Source organism: Acaryochloris marina MBIC11017 (genome assembly GCF_000018105.1).
Lineage (GTDB): Bacteria > Cyanobacteriota > Cyanobacteriia > Thermosynechococcales > Thermosynechococcaceae > Acaryochloris > Acaryochloris marina.
In genome coordinates this window covers 1,097,772-1,113,806 of sequence record NC_009925.1, presented here as the reverse complement: position 1 = coordinate 1,113,806, position 16,035 = coordinate 1,097,772, and the positions used below count along the sequence as shown (strand labels likewise).

General features: G+C 45.3%; 19 protein-coding genes, 1 other RNA gene and 1 pseudogene. 10 read left to right on the top strand and 11 right to left on the bottom strand.

Annotation, left to right across the window (positions count from 1 at the left end):
• Positions 1–168 precede the first annotated feature (168 nt).
• Both ssrA and AM1_RS05080 read right to left on the bottom strand, forming a co-directional pair.
• Positions 169–562: a transfer-messenger RNA gene (gene ssrA, locus AM1_RS37875) on the bottom strand.
• Positions 563–601: 39 nt separating this feature from the next.
• Positions 602–838 (bottom strand): type II toxin-antitoxin system HicB family antitoxin, encoded by a 237-nt coding sequence (locus AM1_RS05080; protein ID WP_012161732.1) that lies wholly within the window; start codon positions 836–838, stop codon positions 602–604.
• Between the two features lie 113 nt (positions 839–951).
• Here AM1_RS05080 and AM1_RS05075 point away from each other — a divergent pair, with 113 nt between their 5' ends.
• The 5 genes from AM1_RS05075 (at position 952) to AM1_RS05060 (ending at position 4,722) form a co-directional block, all read left to right on the top strand.
• Positions 952–1,308, top strand: a complete 357-nt coding sequence (locus tag AM1_RS05075; RefSeq protein ID WP_012161731.1) for a rhodanese-like domain-containing protein — start codon at positions 952–954, stop codon at positions 1,306–1,308.
• Between the two features lie 29 nt (positions 1,309–1,337).
• On the top strand, positions 1,338–2,441 hold the full coding sequence (gene hrcA, locus AM1_RS05070; RefSeq protein ID WP_012161730.1) for a heat-inducible transcriptional repressor HrcA: 1,104 nt from the start codon (positions 1,338–1,340) through the stop codon (positions 2,439–2,441).
• Between the two features lie 202 nt (positions 2,442–2,643).
• Positions 2,644–2,802, top strand: a complete 159-nt coding sequence (locus AM1_RS42020) for a hypothetical protein (protein ID WP_012161729.1) — start codon at positions 2,644–2,646, stop codon at positions 2,800–2,802.
• 140 nt (positions 2,803–2,942) lie between these two features.
• A complete protein-coding gene (gene aroC, locus AM1_RS05065; protein WP_012161728.1) occupies positions 2,943–4,037 on the top strand; it encodes a chorismate synthase in 1,095 nt (364 codons plus the stop codon).
• Positions 4,038–4,059: 22 nt separating this feature from the next.
• Positions 4,060–4,722, top strand: coding sequence for a histidine phosphatase family protein (locus AM1_RS05060; RefSeq protein ID WP_012161727.1), 663 nt, complete (start codon positions 4,060–4,062; stop codon positions 4,720–4,722).
• Between the two features lie 49 nt (positions 4,723–4,771).
• Here the strand turns inward: AM1_RS05060 and AM1_RS05055 are convergent, their stop codons facing one another.
• The 3 genes from AM1_RS05055 to AM1_RS05045 all read right to left on the bottom strand — a co-directional run bounded on the left by AM1_RS05055 (position 4,772) and on the right by AM1_RS05045 (position 7,095).
• Entirely contained in the window at positions 4,772–5,062 is a 291-nt protein-coding gene (locus tag AM1_RS05055; protein WP_012161726.1) for a hypothetical protein, read from the bottom strand.
• Between the two features lie 174 nt (positions 5,063–5,236).
• Positions 5,237–6,340, bottom strand: coding sequence for a chlorophyll a/b binding light-harvesting protein (locus tag AM1_RS05050; protein ID WP_012161724.1), 1,104 nt, complete (start codon positions 6,338–6,340; stop codon positions 5,237–5,239).
• 68 nt (positions 6,341–6,408) lie between these two features.
• Positions 6,409–7,095, bottom strand: coding sequence for a tetratricopeptide repeat protein (locus AM1_RS05045; RefSeq protein WP_238549168.1), 687 nt, complete (start codon positions 7,093–7,095; stop codon positions 6,409–6,411).
• A 512-nt stretch (positions 7,096–7,607) separates the two neighbouring features.
• Here AM1_RS05045 and AM1_RS05040 point away from each other — a divergent pair.
• Entirely contained in the window at positions 7,608–8,156 is a 549-nt protein-coding gene (locus AM1_RS05040; RefSeq protein ID WP_238549167.1) for a hypothetical protein, read from the top strand.
• 315 nt (positions 8,157–8,471) lie between these two features.
• Positions 8,472–8,843 (top strand): hypothetical protein, encoded by a 372-nt coding sequence (locus AM1_RS05035; protein ID WP_010473526.1) that lies wholly within the window; start codon positions 8,472–8,474, stop codon positions 8,841–8,843.
• A 27-nt stretch (positions 8,844–8,870) separates the two neighbouring features.
• Here AM1_RS05035 and AM1_RS05030 read toward each other — a convergent pair whose 3' ends face one another.
• A complete protein-coding gene (locus AM1_RS05030; RefSeq protein ID WP_012161721.1) occupies positions 8,871–9,314 on the bottom strand; it encodes a Fur family transcriptional regulator in 444 nt (147 codons plus the stop codon).
• A gap of 425 nt (positions 9,315–9,739) precedes the next feature.
• Between AM1_RS05030 and psbE the strand changes: the two genes are divergently transcribed.
• Both psbE and psbF read left to right on the top strand, forming a co-directional pair.
• Positions 9,740–10,012 (top strand): cytochrome b559 subunit alpha, encoded by a 273-nt coding sequence (gene psbE, locus AM1_RS05025; protein WP_012161720.1) that lies wholly within the window; start codon positions 9,740–9,742, stop codon positions 10,010–10,012.
• Between the two features lie 12 nt (positions 10,013–10,024).
• A pseudogene (psbF, locus tag AM1_RS43035) lies at positions 10,025–10,165 on the top strand (cytochrome b559 subunit beta); the annotation flags it as partial.
• 522 nt (positions 10,166–10,687) lie between these two features.
• Here psbF and AM1_RS05015 read toward each other — a convergent pair.
• From AM1_RS05015 to AM1_RS04995, 4 genes are all read right to left on the bottom strand, one after another.
• Entirely contained in the window at positions 10,688–11,884 is a 1,197-nt protein-coding gene (locus tag AM1_RS05015; RefSeq protein ID WP_012161717.1) for a family 10 glycosylhydrolase, read from the bottom strand.
• 215 nt (positions 11,885–12,099) lie between these two features.
• Positions 12,100–13,410, bottom strand: a complete 1,311-nt coding sequence (locus AM1_RS05010; protein WP_012160919.1) for an IS701-like element ISAcma8 family transposase — start codon at positions 13,408–13,410, stop codon at positions 12,100–12,102.
• Positions 13,411–13,497: 87 nt separating this feature from the next.
• Positions 13,498–14,371, bottom strand: a protein-coding gene (locus AM1_RS05005; RefSeq protein WP_076611737.1) for an IS630-like element ISAcma25 family transposase whose coding sequence is annotated in 2 segments (ribosomal slippage) — positions 13,498–14,040 and positions 14,042–14,371 — 873 coding nt in all. Because the reading frame shifts where the segments join, the coding sequence is not laid out codon by codon here.
• A gap of 59 nt (positions 14,372–14,430) precedes the next feature.
• Entirely contained in the window at positions 14,431–14,700 is a 270-nt protein-coding gene (locus AM1_RS04995) for a hypothetical protein (protein WP_012161714.1), read from the bottom strand.
• Between the two features lie 201 nt (positions 14,701–14,901).
• On the opposite strand from AM1_RS04995, the gene AM1_RS04990 reads away from it, so the two are divergent.
• Complete coding sequence (locus tag AM1_RS04990) at positions 14,902–15,540, top strand: TetR/AcrR family transcriptional regulator (protein WP_010477769.1); 639 nt, start codon at positions 14,902–14,904, stop codon at positions 15,538–15,540.
• Between the two features lie 59 nt (positions 15,541–15,599).
• Here AM1_RS04990 and psaK read toward each other — a convergent pair whose 3' ends face one another.
• Positions 15,600–15,860, bottom strand: coding sequence for a photosystem I reaction center subunit PsaK (gene psaK, locus AM1_RS04985; protein ID WP_012161712.1), 261 nt, complete (start codon positions 15,858–15,860; stop codon positions 15,600–15,602).
• Positions 15,861–16,035: the final 175 nt, after the last annotated feature.

Here is a 16,035-nt window from a genome sequence, read left to right as displayed (position 1 = left end):
TAGGCACTGATCATTGTGGGTACGATATCCGCAAGTCTACCCGTAAGCGATCCTAGATGGTCATAAATTCCCATAAATCTCACTGAACCTTTCTTCGCTAAAAACCTCATAAAAAAGAGGACCCCAGGCTGTTTGCTGGAGTCCCCTGAATATTGGTGAAACTTAATTAAATGGAGCTGACGGGAGTCGAACCCGTGTCCGCCCTAGCTATTAGCTCCCCATTCATTCACAGGCTTAGCTTTTCTAATCCTCAAAGCGGGAATCGCCACTTATCCCGGACGATGGGATGCTCAGTTGAAAGTCTTTACCATTAGAGACAACAGAGAAACCCTAGTGGTGCATCCGTTGGGGGTTATCCATAGAAATTAACGGAGTCAATCTACAGATGCTCAAACCAAGTTAGGTTTTTTTAGGCAACAGCAGTAGCCGTGCGCTGACGAGCGAAAGATACGATGTTGTTCGCATGTACGATGTTTTGAGTCTTTTATTTGCGAGAGATGACTCACTCTCGGCCTGAATCATGAGGCTACGTTTGCTAAAACGTCGAAACCGTTACAGCCCCAGGTTGTGGAATTACATTATAGTATCTTGACCACAGAGATTACATCATTTCTTTTGTAGGTAGTTGAATACCGTCAATGATAGGAACCGGTAATTGTCGGGTTACTCTCGAGAAAATCCATTCTTCTAGAGATTCTACTAAGTCATGCCGGCATTGCTCTAGAGTATCTGCCCGAGCAGAAACCTTCTCGAACCCAGGTATTTCTCCATAGGTTGAGCCGTCGGCAGCAGCAGTGTATGTCGCTCGGGACATAACGGCTCGAATATAGTTAGACAATATGGATTCCACGTTCTGCTAAGCGTATGACAGAATAGGTCATACATAAATGAATAAATTGTGACAACCCCTTTTAGCAAGTCACTACTCTTTTAGTTATTGCCTTTTGAACGATGTATTCACAAGATTTTTCTAGTATTCCCGAAATTGATGTAGAGACGCTAGCGGCTCAACTGAACGATGATGTAACTCGCATTCAGCTCCTAGATGTTAGAGAACCTCAGGAAGTTGCGATCGCAAGTCTGAATTCATTTCAAAACATCCCCCTCAGCGAGTTTGCGGAGTGGTCAACCACCATCGGCGAACAGCTTGATCAGCATCAGGAAACCTGGGTAATGTGCCATCATGGCATGAGATCAGCTCAGGTTTGTGTATGGTTAAGTCAAAATGGGTTTACTAACGTCAAGAATGTCAGTGGTGGCATTGATGCTTATTCAATGAAGGTAGACACCAGCATCCCGCGCTACTAAAGTCTGAACGCACTTTTTACCCAAGTTCTATGGACCTTAGCCTTACTAACCGTCAACAACAAGTTTTGCGGGCAACCGTGGATCACTACATTGCTACGGCTGAACCGGTCGGGTCTAAAGCTTTAGCACGGGAATATGCTTTGAGTATTAGTCCAGCGACCATCCGCAATGTGATGGGGAGATTAGAGGAAGAAGGCTTGCTCTTTCAACCCCATACTTCAGCGGGTCGTGTCCCTTCAGACTTTGGCTATCGGCATTATGTGGATGAACTGGTGATGCCCTCAACCACATTGATGTCCCAGATTAAACAAGCCCTTGATCAAAAGCTACGGACTGACAGCTGGATTTTTGAAGTGCTGCTTCGCGATGCTGCTCAAATTCTCGCGACCTTGAGTGGCTGTGTGGCTTTGATCACCCTGCCTCAAGCCGCGACCTCCACTATCCGCCATCTCCATCTCGTCCAGGTTGAGCCCCATCGGGTCATGTTGATTCTAGTGACCGATGCCTACGAGACTCAGTCCGTGATGATGGAATTACCCCACTCGGCCTGGGATGAAGTGGATCCAGATCGAATTGAACAGGAACTGCAGATTCTCTCTAATTTTTTGAACCACCATTTTGTGGGGAGCTCATTGCAAGACTTAGTTGCGCTGGATCCATGTGAACTGGATCGGGAATTTCAAAAATACACTGATTTCTTAAAAATATTGCTGACGGATCTGACACAACAGTGTAAATCCCTCAGTCCTAAAAATATCTTAGTGGGTGGTTTAGCTGAGGTTTTGCGACAGCCTGAATTCTCTGAATTACAGCAGGCTCAGACCTTAATTCACTTATTAGAAGATGGCCAAGATCTGCTTCGACCTCTTTTTAATGAGTTGATGGCTGATGAGATTAAACAGGGGGCTGATGTGGTGCCTCGGAGTACAAAAGTCAACGTTCGCATCGGCTCAGAAAATAGCCTTGAGTCTATTCAGGCCTATTCCCTGGTCTCTTCAACCTATCAAAAAGGCGAATTGCCAATGGGAAGTGTTGGCGTACTTGGGCCCACTCGTATGGCTTATGAGAAAGTCATCGCTCTGGTAACAGTGACCGCCGATTATCTATCTACCTGTCTCACCCAGGTCGCTTAAAGGTTATTTTATTTTTTAGAATAAATATGACCTTCTGAGAAAAAGTCAGGTGGCATCGCTGACTTTTTTTCGAAGATCTCTGACCTTTTCTGTCTGTTTATTCTTACATTGCCTTGGCTATATTATTGTGCATTGGGATTAGTATTTGGATTCAAGAGACGGTTATTTCCAAACTAGTTGGATCAAAAGTTGAGAGAAGTCTATGTCTAGTACTACTGAAATGTTGACAAATCCAAACGATCTTTCGCAAGAGTTGATCAAGCATTGGCTCACAGAATTGACCAGTTACACCCCCCAACAGGTCGATACAGCCATTGCCCAAATGGAACAACTACGCACACAGACTGCTCAACATAACTAATTTTTATTCCAGCCATAACCAACGCTCTTGAGGAGAGGGAAATATTTCCCTCTCTTTTTTTGGCTATTTAACAAGGTCGAATGAGATAGTGAAGACAGGCAGCTTGCCCGGTATATGTTTAGCACGGTCAGATCAAGAGCATGGGAAATACCTTTGGACATTTATTTCGGATTACAACCTTTGGTGAATCTCATGGTGGTGGTGTTGGGGTTGTTATTGATGGCTGCCCACCTCAAATTGAAATTGCGGCAGAAGACATTCAGTTTGAGTTAGATCGTCGACGACCGGGGCAAAGTCGAATTACCACGCCCCGTAAAGAAACAGATACCTGCGAAATCGTTTCGGGCATGTTTCAGGGAAAAACATTAGGGACACCGATCACCATTTTGGTGCGGAATAAAGATACTCGCCCCCAAGACTACAGTGAGATGGCCCAGGTCTATCGTCCGTCCCATGCGGATGCCACCTATGACGCGAAATATGGCATTCGGAATTGGCAAGGAGGTGGCCGCTCATCTGCTCGGGAAACCATTGGTCGAGTCGCGGCAGGGGCGATTGCGAAAAAGATTCTTCAGCAAGCGGCTGGGGTGGAGGTGATCGGCTATGTCAAACGGATTAAAACCGTGGAAGCGGATATTGATCCAGATCAAGTGACCTTAGCTCAGGTAGAAGCCAATATGGTGCGCTGTCCCAATCCTGAAACTGCAGAGGAAATGATTGATTTGATCGATCAAACCCGACGAGATGCTAATTCGATCGGAGGAGTGGTGGAATGTGTGGCTCGTCAGGTGCCGAAAGGATTAGGCGCTCCTGTCTTTGACAAGCTGGAGGCCGAACTAGCCAAAGCAGTGATGTCTTTGCCTGCCTGTAAAGGGTTTGAGATTGGCTCTGGGTTTGCGGGTACTCAGCTGACGGGGCTAGAACATAATGATGAGTTTTATACCGATGAGACAGGTCGTATTCGAACTGTAACCAATCGGTCTGGTGGGATCCAAGGTGGCATTTCTAATGGCGAAAATATTGTGCTGCGGGCGGCATTTAAACCAACCGCAACCATTGGCAAACCCCAAAAAACGGTCAATCAGGCTGGTGAAGCCACAACATTAGCAGCGAAAGGCCGCCATGATCCTTGCGTATTGCCGAGGGCCGTACCTATGGTAGAAGCGATGGTTGCTTTAGTGTTGTGCGATCATCTACTCCGCCATCATGCCCAGTGTGAATTGTTGACAGAGTAATTTTGTTGGAATTACATCGCCCATGCGATTGCTGTTGATTCGCCATGCCGAGGCCCAGGGAAATGCCCAACATAGGATGTTAGGGCAGTTAGATGAGCTACTGTCGCCCCACGGGGTTCTGCAAGCTCAGCTCTTGGGACAGTGGTTATCCCAACAAAGCTGGCGACCAACACATCTTTACTGTAGTCCCCTCAAGCGAGCGATGATGACCTTGGAGATGCTGGTAGCTTGCCACCCGGAGGGCGATGATTTTCCCCCGATTCAAACGGATGAGGCTCTACTGGAAATTGACAATGGCATTTTTCAAGGGCTGACTTGGCAAGAGGCCCAAGAGCAGCACCCTGAACTGTGTGAACAGTTGATGAATAGCCAGGAGGTAATTCCCATTCCAGGGGGGGAGACCTTGTTTGATTGTTGCGATCGCACTCGCCGTTTCATCCACACCCTCTATCAAACTCACCAACCTTCAGATCGAGCTTGGGTAGTGACCCATGGGGGGATCTTGCAATATCTTATTGCCGCTATCCTTGATACGCACGTCGATTGGAGCATAAAGATTGGCAACACAGCTCTGTTTGAATTTGAAATTGCTTTGTCTTCTACTTCTCCATCCAAACCAAATCCCCAGCTATGCCGCATTCACCGATTTAATGAATGTCCCCACTTACTAGGAGAGCAGAATTAACGCCTCAGGACCGGGGAAAAATTTAGATGCATAGATGGGGTAGGGGGAACTATCGAGTGGCAATATAGCCCGCAGCAATGGATAGAAAAACGAGGGTACAGAATACCCAGAGGAAAAACAGCACACCTGAGGAAAACCGAGGGCCTTCGGGGGAAGACTGGGGTTGAGTTTCCTTTGCCTTGGATTTTGCCGCAGGAGATGGGGGGTCTGCAGTGGGTTCATGGGTGGCTACCTTAGCCGTCTCAGGGGGAGCCGTTGCTACCGCTTCGGCTTGAGGTGTTTCGGCATTGGGTTTAGAAACAACTTGATCATTGGCAGTGGCTGCCTGTTCTTCGGTCATGACATTACCTTTGAGTGGTTCAGCAAAATTTTTTATCTAAAAAGAATGGCGTTGAGACACGTATCGCTTTGGTAAAGCACGCCTTGCCGCTTGCAGGCAGGATGGCTGTCCCCATCGGATAACCATCCTGCCACTTCATTGCGAAAAAGATTGCTCCATCAATCCCTGAAAATGCTATTCGCCAGTGGGCTGCGCGGCTTCTGTGGGTTGGGAAGATTCAATTTTGAAAGCTGCACCAAGGGCTTGAGGAAGATTTTCAAACTTGACGCCCATGGCTCTGAGGCTATGGAAAAGATGGCCTTGCAAGCAGTAGAAGCCGACATAGTAAGTCACATTGGATAGCCAAGCTCGGGAGCTAAACACACCATCTCCTAGCTCAACTGAGTCCTTGAAGTAAGGGGCAACGTTAAATTTCACTTCCAACGCAGCACCGTAAAACTCAACCGGATAGACAAAGGTATTGACTGCACAAAAATAGGCGGAAATGAATCCCATGATGGCAACGCCTCCCAGGGATAAGCCAATCAGCCCATCGGCACTATAGTTATCTCTTCGAGCGCCTAGCTGCTGTTCCCAACTGAAGGGGGCGACATTAATGTGCCAAATTCCGCCGAGCATGTCGAAGAGGCCAATTAAAATATGACCTGCGGCTAAATCCCCTAAATTATCGATAAAAAACGGATTAAATCCAGGCGTTGACCAACCATATTGATAGATATGGGTAAAGTTCTCAGCAGTGGGGGTGACTGCATGAACCTCCCCAATGGTGGGGTCATAGATACCATGACTGATAATCCAGCCTGCAAATAGGATTGAGGCAAATCCAATAAAGAGGAGGTGGTTACCTAAGATATATCCCAACTGTTTCGGATCATCCCAGTCAAAGGCAAACCGTTTCGTATTTCCTCGGCCTCCCTTGGAAAGATCAGACGGCCCCACGGCGAGATGATAATAACCGCCAAACAGGAGAACTAAACTCGCGACCCAATGTACAAAGGCAATGGCAAAGTAGGGGAATGTATCCATAACTACTCCCCCTGGACCGACGCCTATCCCTTCAGCTGCCATATGAGGGATCAGCACTAATCCCTGCTCATACATAGCAACATCGGGGTCAAAGACCTGTAACTCCGATAGGGTATTGAGCCCCACCCAGAACATAATAATGGCCGCTTGGAGAATATGGGCAGCTAACCATCTCCCTGAAACAGAGGGTTCAATTAAGCGGCTATTCCCTGCATACCAGGGATAGTTTTGGTTTTCAATCGAGGATTCCATAATGGTGTTCCAATATATAAATAAAAGAAAAAGGACAAAACGGGGGTTTTGAATATCGCTGCGCTGTATCAGTACGGGACAAGAGCGATTTGTGACTCTTGTTGTGAAGGGATAAAACCAGGCGCTTGTGGTTGCGAGTGATCGCGACGGTTTAGTTTTTTCAGGACAACATGACGATATTGCTGGGCCGCAACATCGTTGGGGTCGATCGCTAAAGATTTTTGGAAAGAGGCTAATGCTTCTTCATACCGTTCCAGCTTGATCAAGGTATCGCCCCGATTATTCCAGGCGAGAACCTGTCCACTAAATCCCCATTGCTGATCACCAATTAAGGCCATGTCACAGGAATCTAAGGCTTCGGGATATCGACCTAAGACAGTGAGAATACCGCATCGGTTGGCCAAACCCAGGGAGTAATCGGGCTTCAGCAACAAGGCATTTTCAAAAGAAATCAAAGCTTTCGTATATTGACGAAAATTGAATAGCTTTTGGCCATGGTTGATCCAAGCTGCGGCCACATGGGGATTGATCTTCAAGGCTTGCTCACAAGCTGCCAGGGCCTCTTGGCCTTGAAGATGTTCGCATTGCTTGAACCAATACAGAAATTCTGCTTTGTCAAAGGTCGAAGATGGCTCACCTTGGGGATGAGATGAGTGACCATCGGCACTGGAAAGCGCCATCGCTGCCGATGAACCATTCAAGAAAATAGACCCTGCTAGAAAAAGGGTGATTAATCTGAGAGCAATGCATTTCATATCTCCACCTTTCATGGGCACTGAACCCTGCAGACTTTGCTAGATTCTCGATCTAGTCAGTCAAGGGTAGGATTCAGTTTTGCAGCAATAGTCTGATGCTGGGGCGGCGTGCAATAACCACGGCCTAGCCCTGAAAAAAAATAGGGAACTGAGTACTTACAGCTCCCCTTGCCATGTCTCTGAGAGGAGAACATTTTTTAGAGCGATCAATGATTGTCAGAATAGTTTTATTGAAATTAAGTGTCAATAATCTAGATGTACAGCTGTAATAAAACTCAATAATGTTAGAGCTGATAGATAGCTTGGCAGCAGATTTATGCAGTAAAACTAACTATTCACAATGAATTTTGAACTTTTTATCGATAGATGCGATTTTGATCTGTTGGCAAGCTTGTGTAATTATTGAGAGAGAATTTCAATAAAAATCGTACAGAGGATTATCACCGATGATTCGCAATAGTCTCAAGCGTTTGCTGATCAGCGCTGTATGTGTGTGCTTAGGTTTGTTGATAATGACTAATTCCGCATGGGCTACCACCTACTCCTTCAAGAGTGCTGGCAATATTGGAGATGAGGGAGTGATCTCTGGCAAGGTTTCCTATGACAAAGATACTGTGGTCAATGCCTTAAATAGTGGCAAAGATTTGGAAGGGTTAATGGGCAGCTTAACCATCAATGATTTGGGTAAGGATGCAAGATTTTCTTTTGAATATATTTCTCCCCATACGGGGGTAAAGCATACAGAAGAGACCATCTGTAATCGGAATATTTATGATTTGGATAATGGTCAAGACGGAAATTATTCAATTGGCGGCCAGGATGGTCCTTTCTTTAGCTTTGACAGTGGCGGCAACTTGTATTTGGTCGACTTCAAGTCCTGTGTTGGCGAAGAAGGTGGGCTAGCTAGCTCAATTTCCAAGAGGGATCCCAAAATTGCTTATAGTGAGCTGGATGTGCAGTTTAGTCAGTATAAGTTGGCTGAATTCGACTATATCGGCAACAAGCCCCCTAGATTTATCCAGAAAAATATAAAAATTAAGTTCGACAGAGAAATTGCTTAACACATGTTCCATTCCTGATCCAAGCAATTTCCCTTGGGCTGGAAAACAAACTGGTACGGGTTCAACATTTATCCGTCGTACTCTCATTTCCGAAAATTCTCAGTTGCCTGGACTTAACTAATGGCGGATTAGGTGGGCTTGTTAGCCTAAAAACGCTTTAAATAGGTGCCCTAGGCTTAAGCTATTGATTCTCCTCTAAAGGAAAGGGCTACTTACCCCAGATTAAAATGTGCTTTTATCAACAAATTGAGTTTCAATCAGAATAGATATATTTTCTGCTGAATGTTCCTCAGTTCGCTCTATAGGGTGTAATGCATGCACTTTCTTTTTGAAATTCCTGATCCGCCATACTTTTTGATTGGCATTGCTGCCCTCTGCGGATTTGCTTGTGGCAAAGCGTTTGAAGTGTCAATCAAACGCAAAACAAAAGAATGGTCGGAGGGGTTATCTGAAAAGCCACTCAGGAATGTTAATGAACCCAGGTTATTTGTACCTTACCTAGGGATTTGTATTTGTAGTTGGATTTTTGTGGGTTCATCCTTAACGACTTTTGCTGTTACCTGGGCTGTTGGATTTACCATGTCTACTTTTGTGGTGCTATCCAGTGGGCTATTGGTGTGGTATCAGCTGGGAATACTTCTAAGAACTTTAGAGGAAGGCGGTTCAGAAGCCTTAGAAATTAAATAATTGGGTTCAGGCAAGAGGGGCGGATCGCTACCCCTTTGCAATTTTGCAAGTTGGGCAAATGGCATGGATCGTCAATTGACAGTCTAAGAGATGAAATCCAGATTGCTTCGCTTTACTTTTCCCCACTTTGAGGATGGAATCGCTTTTAAACTCAATCGTCTGATTACATTTGACGCATATCAGGTGATGGTGATGATTCGGGTAGGGTTGATTTAGCTCATAGTGCTTATGCCCTTCAGCGAATTCCAGCTCTCGGAGTATTCCCATATGGGACATAAGCTTAGTGTTTCTATAAATGGTGGAAAGGCTGATGGGATTACCTTGTTGCATTAACAGCTCGTAGAGATCTTCAGCGCTGAGATGTTGCCCTTTCTCCAATTCTTGGAAGGCCGTCAATATTATTTCCCGCTGAGGAGTCAGTCGCCAACCTTTCTCATTTAATTCGGCTTTGAGTGAGCTAGAAGTATACATGTACCGTCCTGACAAGATATTTTCCTATGGGCCTGAGGGGATAGATTCCTGTATATAAGGGCAGCGGATAGTTATAGCTGAGGTTGTGATATTGTTTCCACAAAATCATTACAAGTGAAAGAGCTGTATCCAGGCTTAACAGTAGATAAAGGACAACACACTGGTCTGAGGTTTAGGGCGTTCAGTCTGTCTCCAAATTTACAACAATTCTCAATAAAAATAAAAATCATTGCTCATGAAAGGGCAAAAAATGGGCTGGTGATGATGATTGGCTCCTCGCTTCCAAGGGCTGAATTTCTGCCGCTATAGCTTTTACTTATCAAATCTCTAAATGAGAACAGAAATTATCTCTTGAATTATTGATAATTAATTGCAATAATAAGTCTGTGAATAAGAATTATTCTCAACTAAGTTAGGAGATGCTTATGGCCGGTGTAACAGGTGAGCGCCCGTTTGGTGAGATTATCACCGATTTCTCTTTCTGGAAGCTCCACGTTATTAATATTCCAGCTATTTTTATATCAGGATGGCTCTTTGTCAGTTCTGGGCTAGCATACGATGTTTTTGGAACGCCCCATCCAAATGAATATTATTCTCAATCTGAGTCTCAAATACAAATTGTGACGGATCGGTATGCCGGTAAACAGCAAATCGATGATTTTCGCAATCTTAGTCCAAGTCTTGATACCAACAATTAGGAGGCATTCGATATGACGGCAAGAACTCAGCTCCAGCGACCTCCCCAAAGGAAATATCCTATCTATACCGTGCGCTGGTTGGCGGTCCACACATTGGGTGTCCCTTTGGTGTGGTTCCTCGGCGCAATTGCATCTATGCAGTTTATTAACCGAATGGATGCCTATGAGGCAGTTGCCCCAACGATGATTGCTGGAATTGATCTGCGGCTAGCCTTGGTGCTGGCTCCCATCTTGTTCTCGGTTGTTTGGAACGTCATCTTCTTTGGTGGTCCGACGTTGCAAGAACTCCAAGAAGTCTTACAACGCGAATAAGGTTGGCAAAACGACGCTAGCTTGACACTCTCTTGAGGCAGAAGGGGGTGTCTTTTTTTTCTTCTGTTTGTAGGTATGAACGAAATTTTAGGTGCAATATTTATGAAACCGATCTTTTCAAACCAAGTTGTCTTTTTAACTCGATTGGTATGGATTAGTTTGGGACTGACCATCAACCTGTTGGTGGAAGTCGTTGGCAAAACCTGATAGCGGTATTACACCTATTAATTGTTGGAAGTTAATTATTTGAGGGGGGCTCCAACCCCTAACTGGCTCAGTTCTGCCAGGATTTAATATCGGTGGTGATTCCACCATCTGAATGGGGTGGAATCACATGCACCTCACCCCATTTAAGTCTGTGAGTTACCCTTTATCTGCCTTGAGTACCAGATCTTTAACTTTGACTGCTGTTTCTTCAGGCTTACCGGATAGGGGAAACACTAAAATGCCTTTTATTTTAGGATCCTCGACGAGTCCTTGTAATCGGTGGAGCTGGTTGTCGGTAATGGCAATACCGACTTGGGCGTGAGCGTACTCTAATTCCTTGACAAAATTAGCCTCGTTATAGGCTTGGACAAAGACCCGGTCCACGTCCCAGTTCTTCCAATCCGCAGCAAAATAGCGTTTGGACCAGTAAGGATTATGGTGACATAGATCGAAACTCACCTTTGGGTTGGCTTTTTTCATTTCTTTGATCATGCGTTGAGAAAATTTTGTGAGGCTGGTGGTTCGGTCCACCTTGCCTGGGAGTTCAGCGTGATACCCCAAATAGTCATCCCACTGCACCGCATCGATGGTGGGATATTTCTGCACAAACTCTACCGTAATGTCTGTGAATAGATCTGCTACCTTTGGGTTGTCCACATCCAGGACATAATGCTCAATACCGCTATAGGTTTTATCTACGCCAGGGACCAGCCATTTTTCAGCCACAGCCCGTTTATAAACTGGGCTGTTTTTATCAATCTTGATGCCTTTTTCAAAGTAGGCATGCACTTGCATATCCTGCTTATGAGCCTCATCGATGAGCCAGTCCAGCCATTGATCTTGAAAGAGATTAGGGCAGCTAGGAAAACCCAACTGTTGGGCCATTACTTCACTTTTATACATGGTGCAGGCATTGCCCCACACCCCATGCAAGATGGTGTTGAACCCTTGGGCGCGATAATATCGAACCCGTTCGCGAATGGTTTCTTCAGATGCATTATTGGTGACTTGATATCGACTGAGATAAATTCCCCGCATCTTCTTCTGAGTCCAAGCCTTGGGAAATTCGATTTCCTTGGGCACCTCAACTGCAACCACTTCTGGCGTCGGCAGGGGTTCGACCGGTTTAATAGGGACAACACTGGGAGTTGGAAAAGGCGATGATGGATTGAGAGTAATTGGCTGATTTAAAACGGGAATGGTAACCGTTGTATCTTTGGGGAAATATCGGCCTAGCTGTCGATTCTCTGCTTGGCTAAACCACCACCCTCCAACCCCTAAAACCAACAAGATCACGGAGAAAGGAATACTGCCACAGCCACAGCCCGGCTCTTTTTTCTTCTTTTTTGCCATTTGAAGTATGAGTTGAACCTTATTAGTTATGTTTGAAGATGGTCGTAAAAGCCTTATTTAAAAACGAGGACTTCTTTGGGACGCTTATGTTTGAAAAGCTTGAAACTAGTTGTAATCAGCGCAAAGCCAAATTGAAAGGATACACATTCAATTCCAGTCATAATGGCTGACTCGTCCATCGACTGAATCCATTGGCTTATCCCTCTTTTATCACTTTAGACAGAGAGAAAATCAGGATGCTTGAGCAATTTCCTCACCAGTGGACAGCAAAATGCCTCCATCTTTGATGTGAGTTGCTCAAACCCCTTTTTCAAAGCACGGCTGGGAAAGACTTCTAACCAGCGCTTTAGAAGATTCCAACTGATTAACGGTTGAATGATCAAGCGCACATTATTGAGCAGATTCTTCCACCCGTTTTGGTTATCCCACCAAGGATGCTGCGCAAAGTGTTGATGTGCCACTGGACAAGAGTCATTGAAGACATCAGCGAACAAACTCACCATCAAGAAAGCGCTCATCACTATCTCCCACCACTTTTCAATTTGTTCGTAGTGCGTCATGCGAAAATCAGCCCAACCCAAGGTATCTTTAGACTGTTTGAGACCATACTCAATCCAAGTTCTGAAGCCATAGCAATCCCCAATTTCATCCAGCTTGATCTCGGGTGCCGCTGCCATGACATAAGAGGTTGAGTTCTCTGGTAGCGTTTGGGGGTCCGTGGTTAATAGCCAATAGCGCTTCTGGTGGTGTCGCTGGCCATAAATGATCTCTTGCCTGTAACGAGTTTCAGTGGTGCCATTGCTGAAGGTTCGTTCAAATGACTGCCACGGTTCGGCAAAGACTGCTTGTTCTGCGGGTAACCACACCGCATGATTGCTACGAATCGCTAGGATATAGGGCAGCTTTAACTCCTCTAAGACATTCACAAAGTTTGTTTGAGCTTCCCCATACAAGCTGTCAGCCAGGACGAGCTCAAAGCAAAAGCCCATCCCTTGCAACTGTCGGATCATTCCAGCAGCAATTTGGGGTTTGCTGAGATACTCATCCTCCTCTTTAAGACGTTCTCGGGGTTTGTACACTTCAAAGGACAAAGGCAAAATCATCCCTTGAAACAGCCCGTAGGCAGTGACTGCGACGATGCCATTCTCTTTCTTGCCCACATTGCCGATATACTGCCGTTTCACATAGTCGGTACTCTTGCCTTTTTTGCAATCGCCCGTCTCATCGATCAATAGAATTAACCTGCGCCCATCCAGTATTTTCAAGATGATGTCCAATCTCTTGTCAGACAAATGTGACGCTACCCAAGGTGATTCACTCAGAAAATGATGCAGGCTTTGATGGTTCTCCAAGCCCACTGCTCTTGCAATGGCGGGCAATGATTTACGTTTGATATCACTAATCATCCCCAGATGGAGATGCTTGAAGGCTTCATAACTGCGGACTTGGGGAAATAACTCTGCAAATAGTTGGCAGTACTCATCAACAAAGCCAATGGTTGGTTCTGGACTTCTTGAAGCTGACATCACTCATTAGAAAAATAGAAACTGAGAATAGTCTATTTTTTATCTGTCTAAAGTGATAAAAGAGGGTTATAGCAGTCGCCATTCTATTCAGGACACTAGATGTAGAACATGTTCCATTGCTTCTCTGAGAGATCCAAAATGTTCTAATTGGTGACGGATGCGACTTTTAATCCAAGACCAAGACCGCTCAATCTTGTTCAAGTCAGGGGAATAAGGCGGTAAATACCAAACCTCACATCCTGCTTTTTCCACTAATTCCTGTATTTGTCCTCCCTTGTGAAAAGTGGCATTATCTATCACCAGCTTCTGCCCAGGCTTGAGCACGGGTATCAAGCAACGCTCTAGCCAAAGTTCAAACACAGTCCGATTGCAAGCTCCTTCGATCGTGAACGGTGCCATCAACTGCTTTGCTCTCAACGCCGCAATCATATTGACTCGGCCGCTTCTACGCCCAGTCTTCAAAGCATAAACCCGCTCACCTTTGGGGCCATAAGCATAGTCATACTCGTCTCGATGATCCATGCCCGACTCATCCGCATAGACGATATCGTCTGGGTCCACGGTACTCAGACGTTTGATGAACGCTGCCCGTTTGTGCTTATCTCGTTCTCGGTACCCATATGTTTTTTTTTCGAGTAAATCCGATTTTCTGGAGGGCTCTTGAGATGGTTCGATCACTAATCTCTCCATCCCATAGTTGAGCCATCTGAGCTTGGGTTTTATGACGATGCTTGTGGGCAAACGCTCGAAACTTGTCCCAGTCAGTGATTTTATGGCTATGGCCAGGATGATGGACTGGCTTGGGATGCAAATCACCCGTTTCCGCCTTGAGGTGTTGCCATTGGTTAATGGTGTTACGACTGATATCGAACAGCTCACTAGCCTCAGAAGGGCGCATCCCATCTAGCTCAATCGCATCTATCACTTTGCAACGTAGGTCGTAACTATAAATTTTGGGCATCACACAGGAGAAGGAATAAAATACTTCTCTAGTTTAAGTCCTTCTCAATATGGCGACTGCTATAACTTCTCCATGGACAGTCGTTTTAGCAGACTACGATTTTGGAAAATTGGACTTGCAGGTCGGAATAAAAGAATGCGATCGCAAAGATGATTGGGAGCACGATAACCGATGTTCAGTCCAAGCACACCAGAATGATCGCTAATTTCAAAGGAATCAGGATTCACAAAAGTTGACGGTGAACACTTCAAGGCTCGTCGAACTTGTTTAGGAGTCATTCCTAGCTGGACTAGCCCAACACTCTCATAGGGTTTGATTAGGAAATTCATCAACCGTGAACCCAAAATCTAGCTCTTAGACGTTCTTTCTCAGTATTCCCCAGAGTTCTAAGCGCAATTTCTTTGAAATGCTTTCGAATCCAAATCATTTATATTCAGAAATTACCTTCGTAAAGAAACACCAATGCTTCCGTCGGTTCTACAAAATTCATTGGACAATGTAAGCTAATCAGTTGCTTCAGGTCTGAAATCATGCAACTTTCCAGCCACTCCACTGCTCCACAAACTGACGTTAACCACCGTATTTTAGAAGCTGCCCAGCGGTTATTTGCCCGTCAAGGATTTGAAAAAACGACGACACGTCAACTTGCAGAAGCTGCTGAGATTGCTGAGGGCACCCTATTTCGGCATTTCGAGAACAAAAAAGCCATTTTGGTCGCAGTGGTCACCCAAGGTTGGAGTGAAATGCTAACAGACTTACTCACTCATTTAAGTGAAATGGGTAGCTATCGATCCATTGCCAAACTGATGCGTGAGCGTATGCTAACGCTTCCCAAACAGGCCGACCTGATGCGGGTTTGTTTTATGGAAGCCCAGTTTCATCCTGAACTCAGAGATCGAATTCAAGCTGAAATTATTTCTAAAATGACCAGCGTGGTGGAAGCCTTTATTCAAACGGGGATTGAGCGAGGAACCTATCGTGACCTCAACCCCCAGGTTGTTGCCCGTGTGTTTCTAGGGATGTTCATGATCGCTGGATTTAGCCAGGATACGCTGATGGATGAAGACCCTTCTCCAGGGTTTCAGCGAGAAATGGCCGAGACCTTAGCAGATATATTTTTAAATGGAATTCTGACGCAACCCGCCATACAAAAGCAGCCAGAGATCTGAGACCCTGACTGCTTGACCGAATCTAGTTGAAGTAACCCCTATGCTTTGGATCTAGAGCGTTAAAGAACACCCAAATAGGTGAGTCCTAGAATCGCTCCAGCACCTAAGACATGACCAAACACTTGGGTCCCCAACACAGCATTGAAGCTAAACCCACCAAACAAGTTGGATGCTGGCATGCTTGGGCCAACATTGGGATATTGAATGCTGTACTTTGCGATCGCAATGGCCAAAATATTGGCTGCAATCATTACAACACCTACTGCTGGGGTCCAATTAACCGCGCGGACGGCAACCGTAAGAAAAGTTGGTGTGAACAATTTGTATGCTCCTTAACCCTAAAAATAATAATATTCAGTCTGAACTGAATGTTGATAAGTGCAATAAGAGTGCCTTGTAGAACGATACTGTATCAAAGGTGCATCGTGAATCTTTGTATGAAGATTTACTAAAGCTGTTGTCAATAATCTTTATGGGCTACGTCAATAAAGTTCA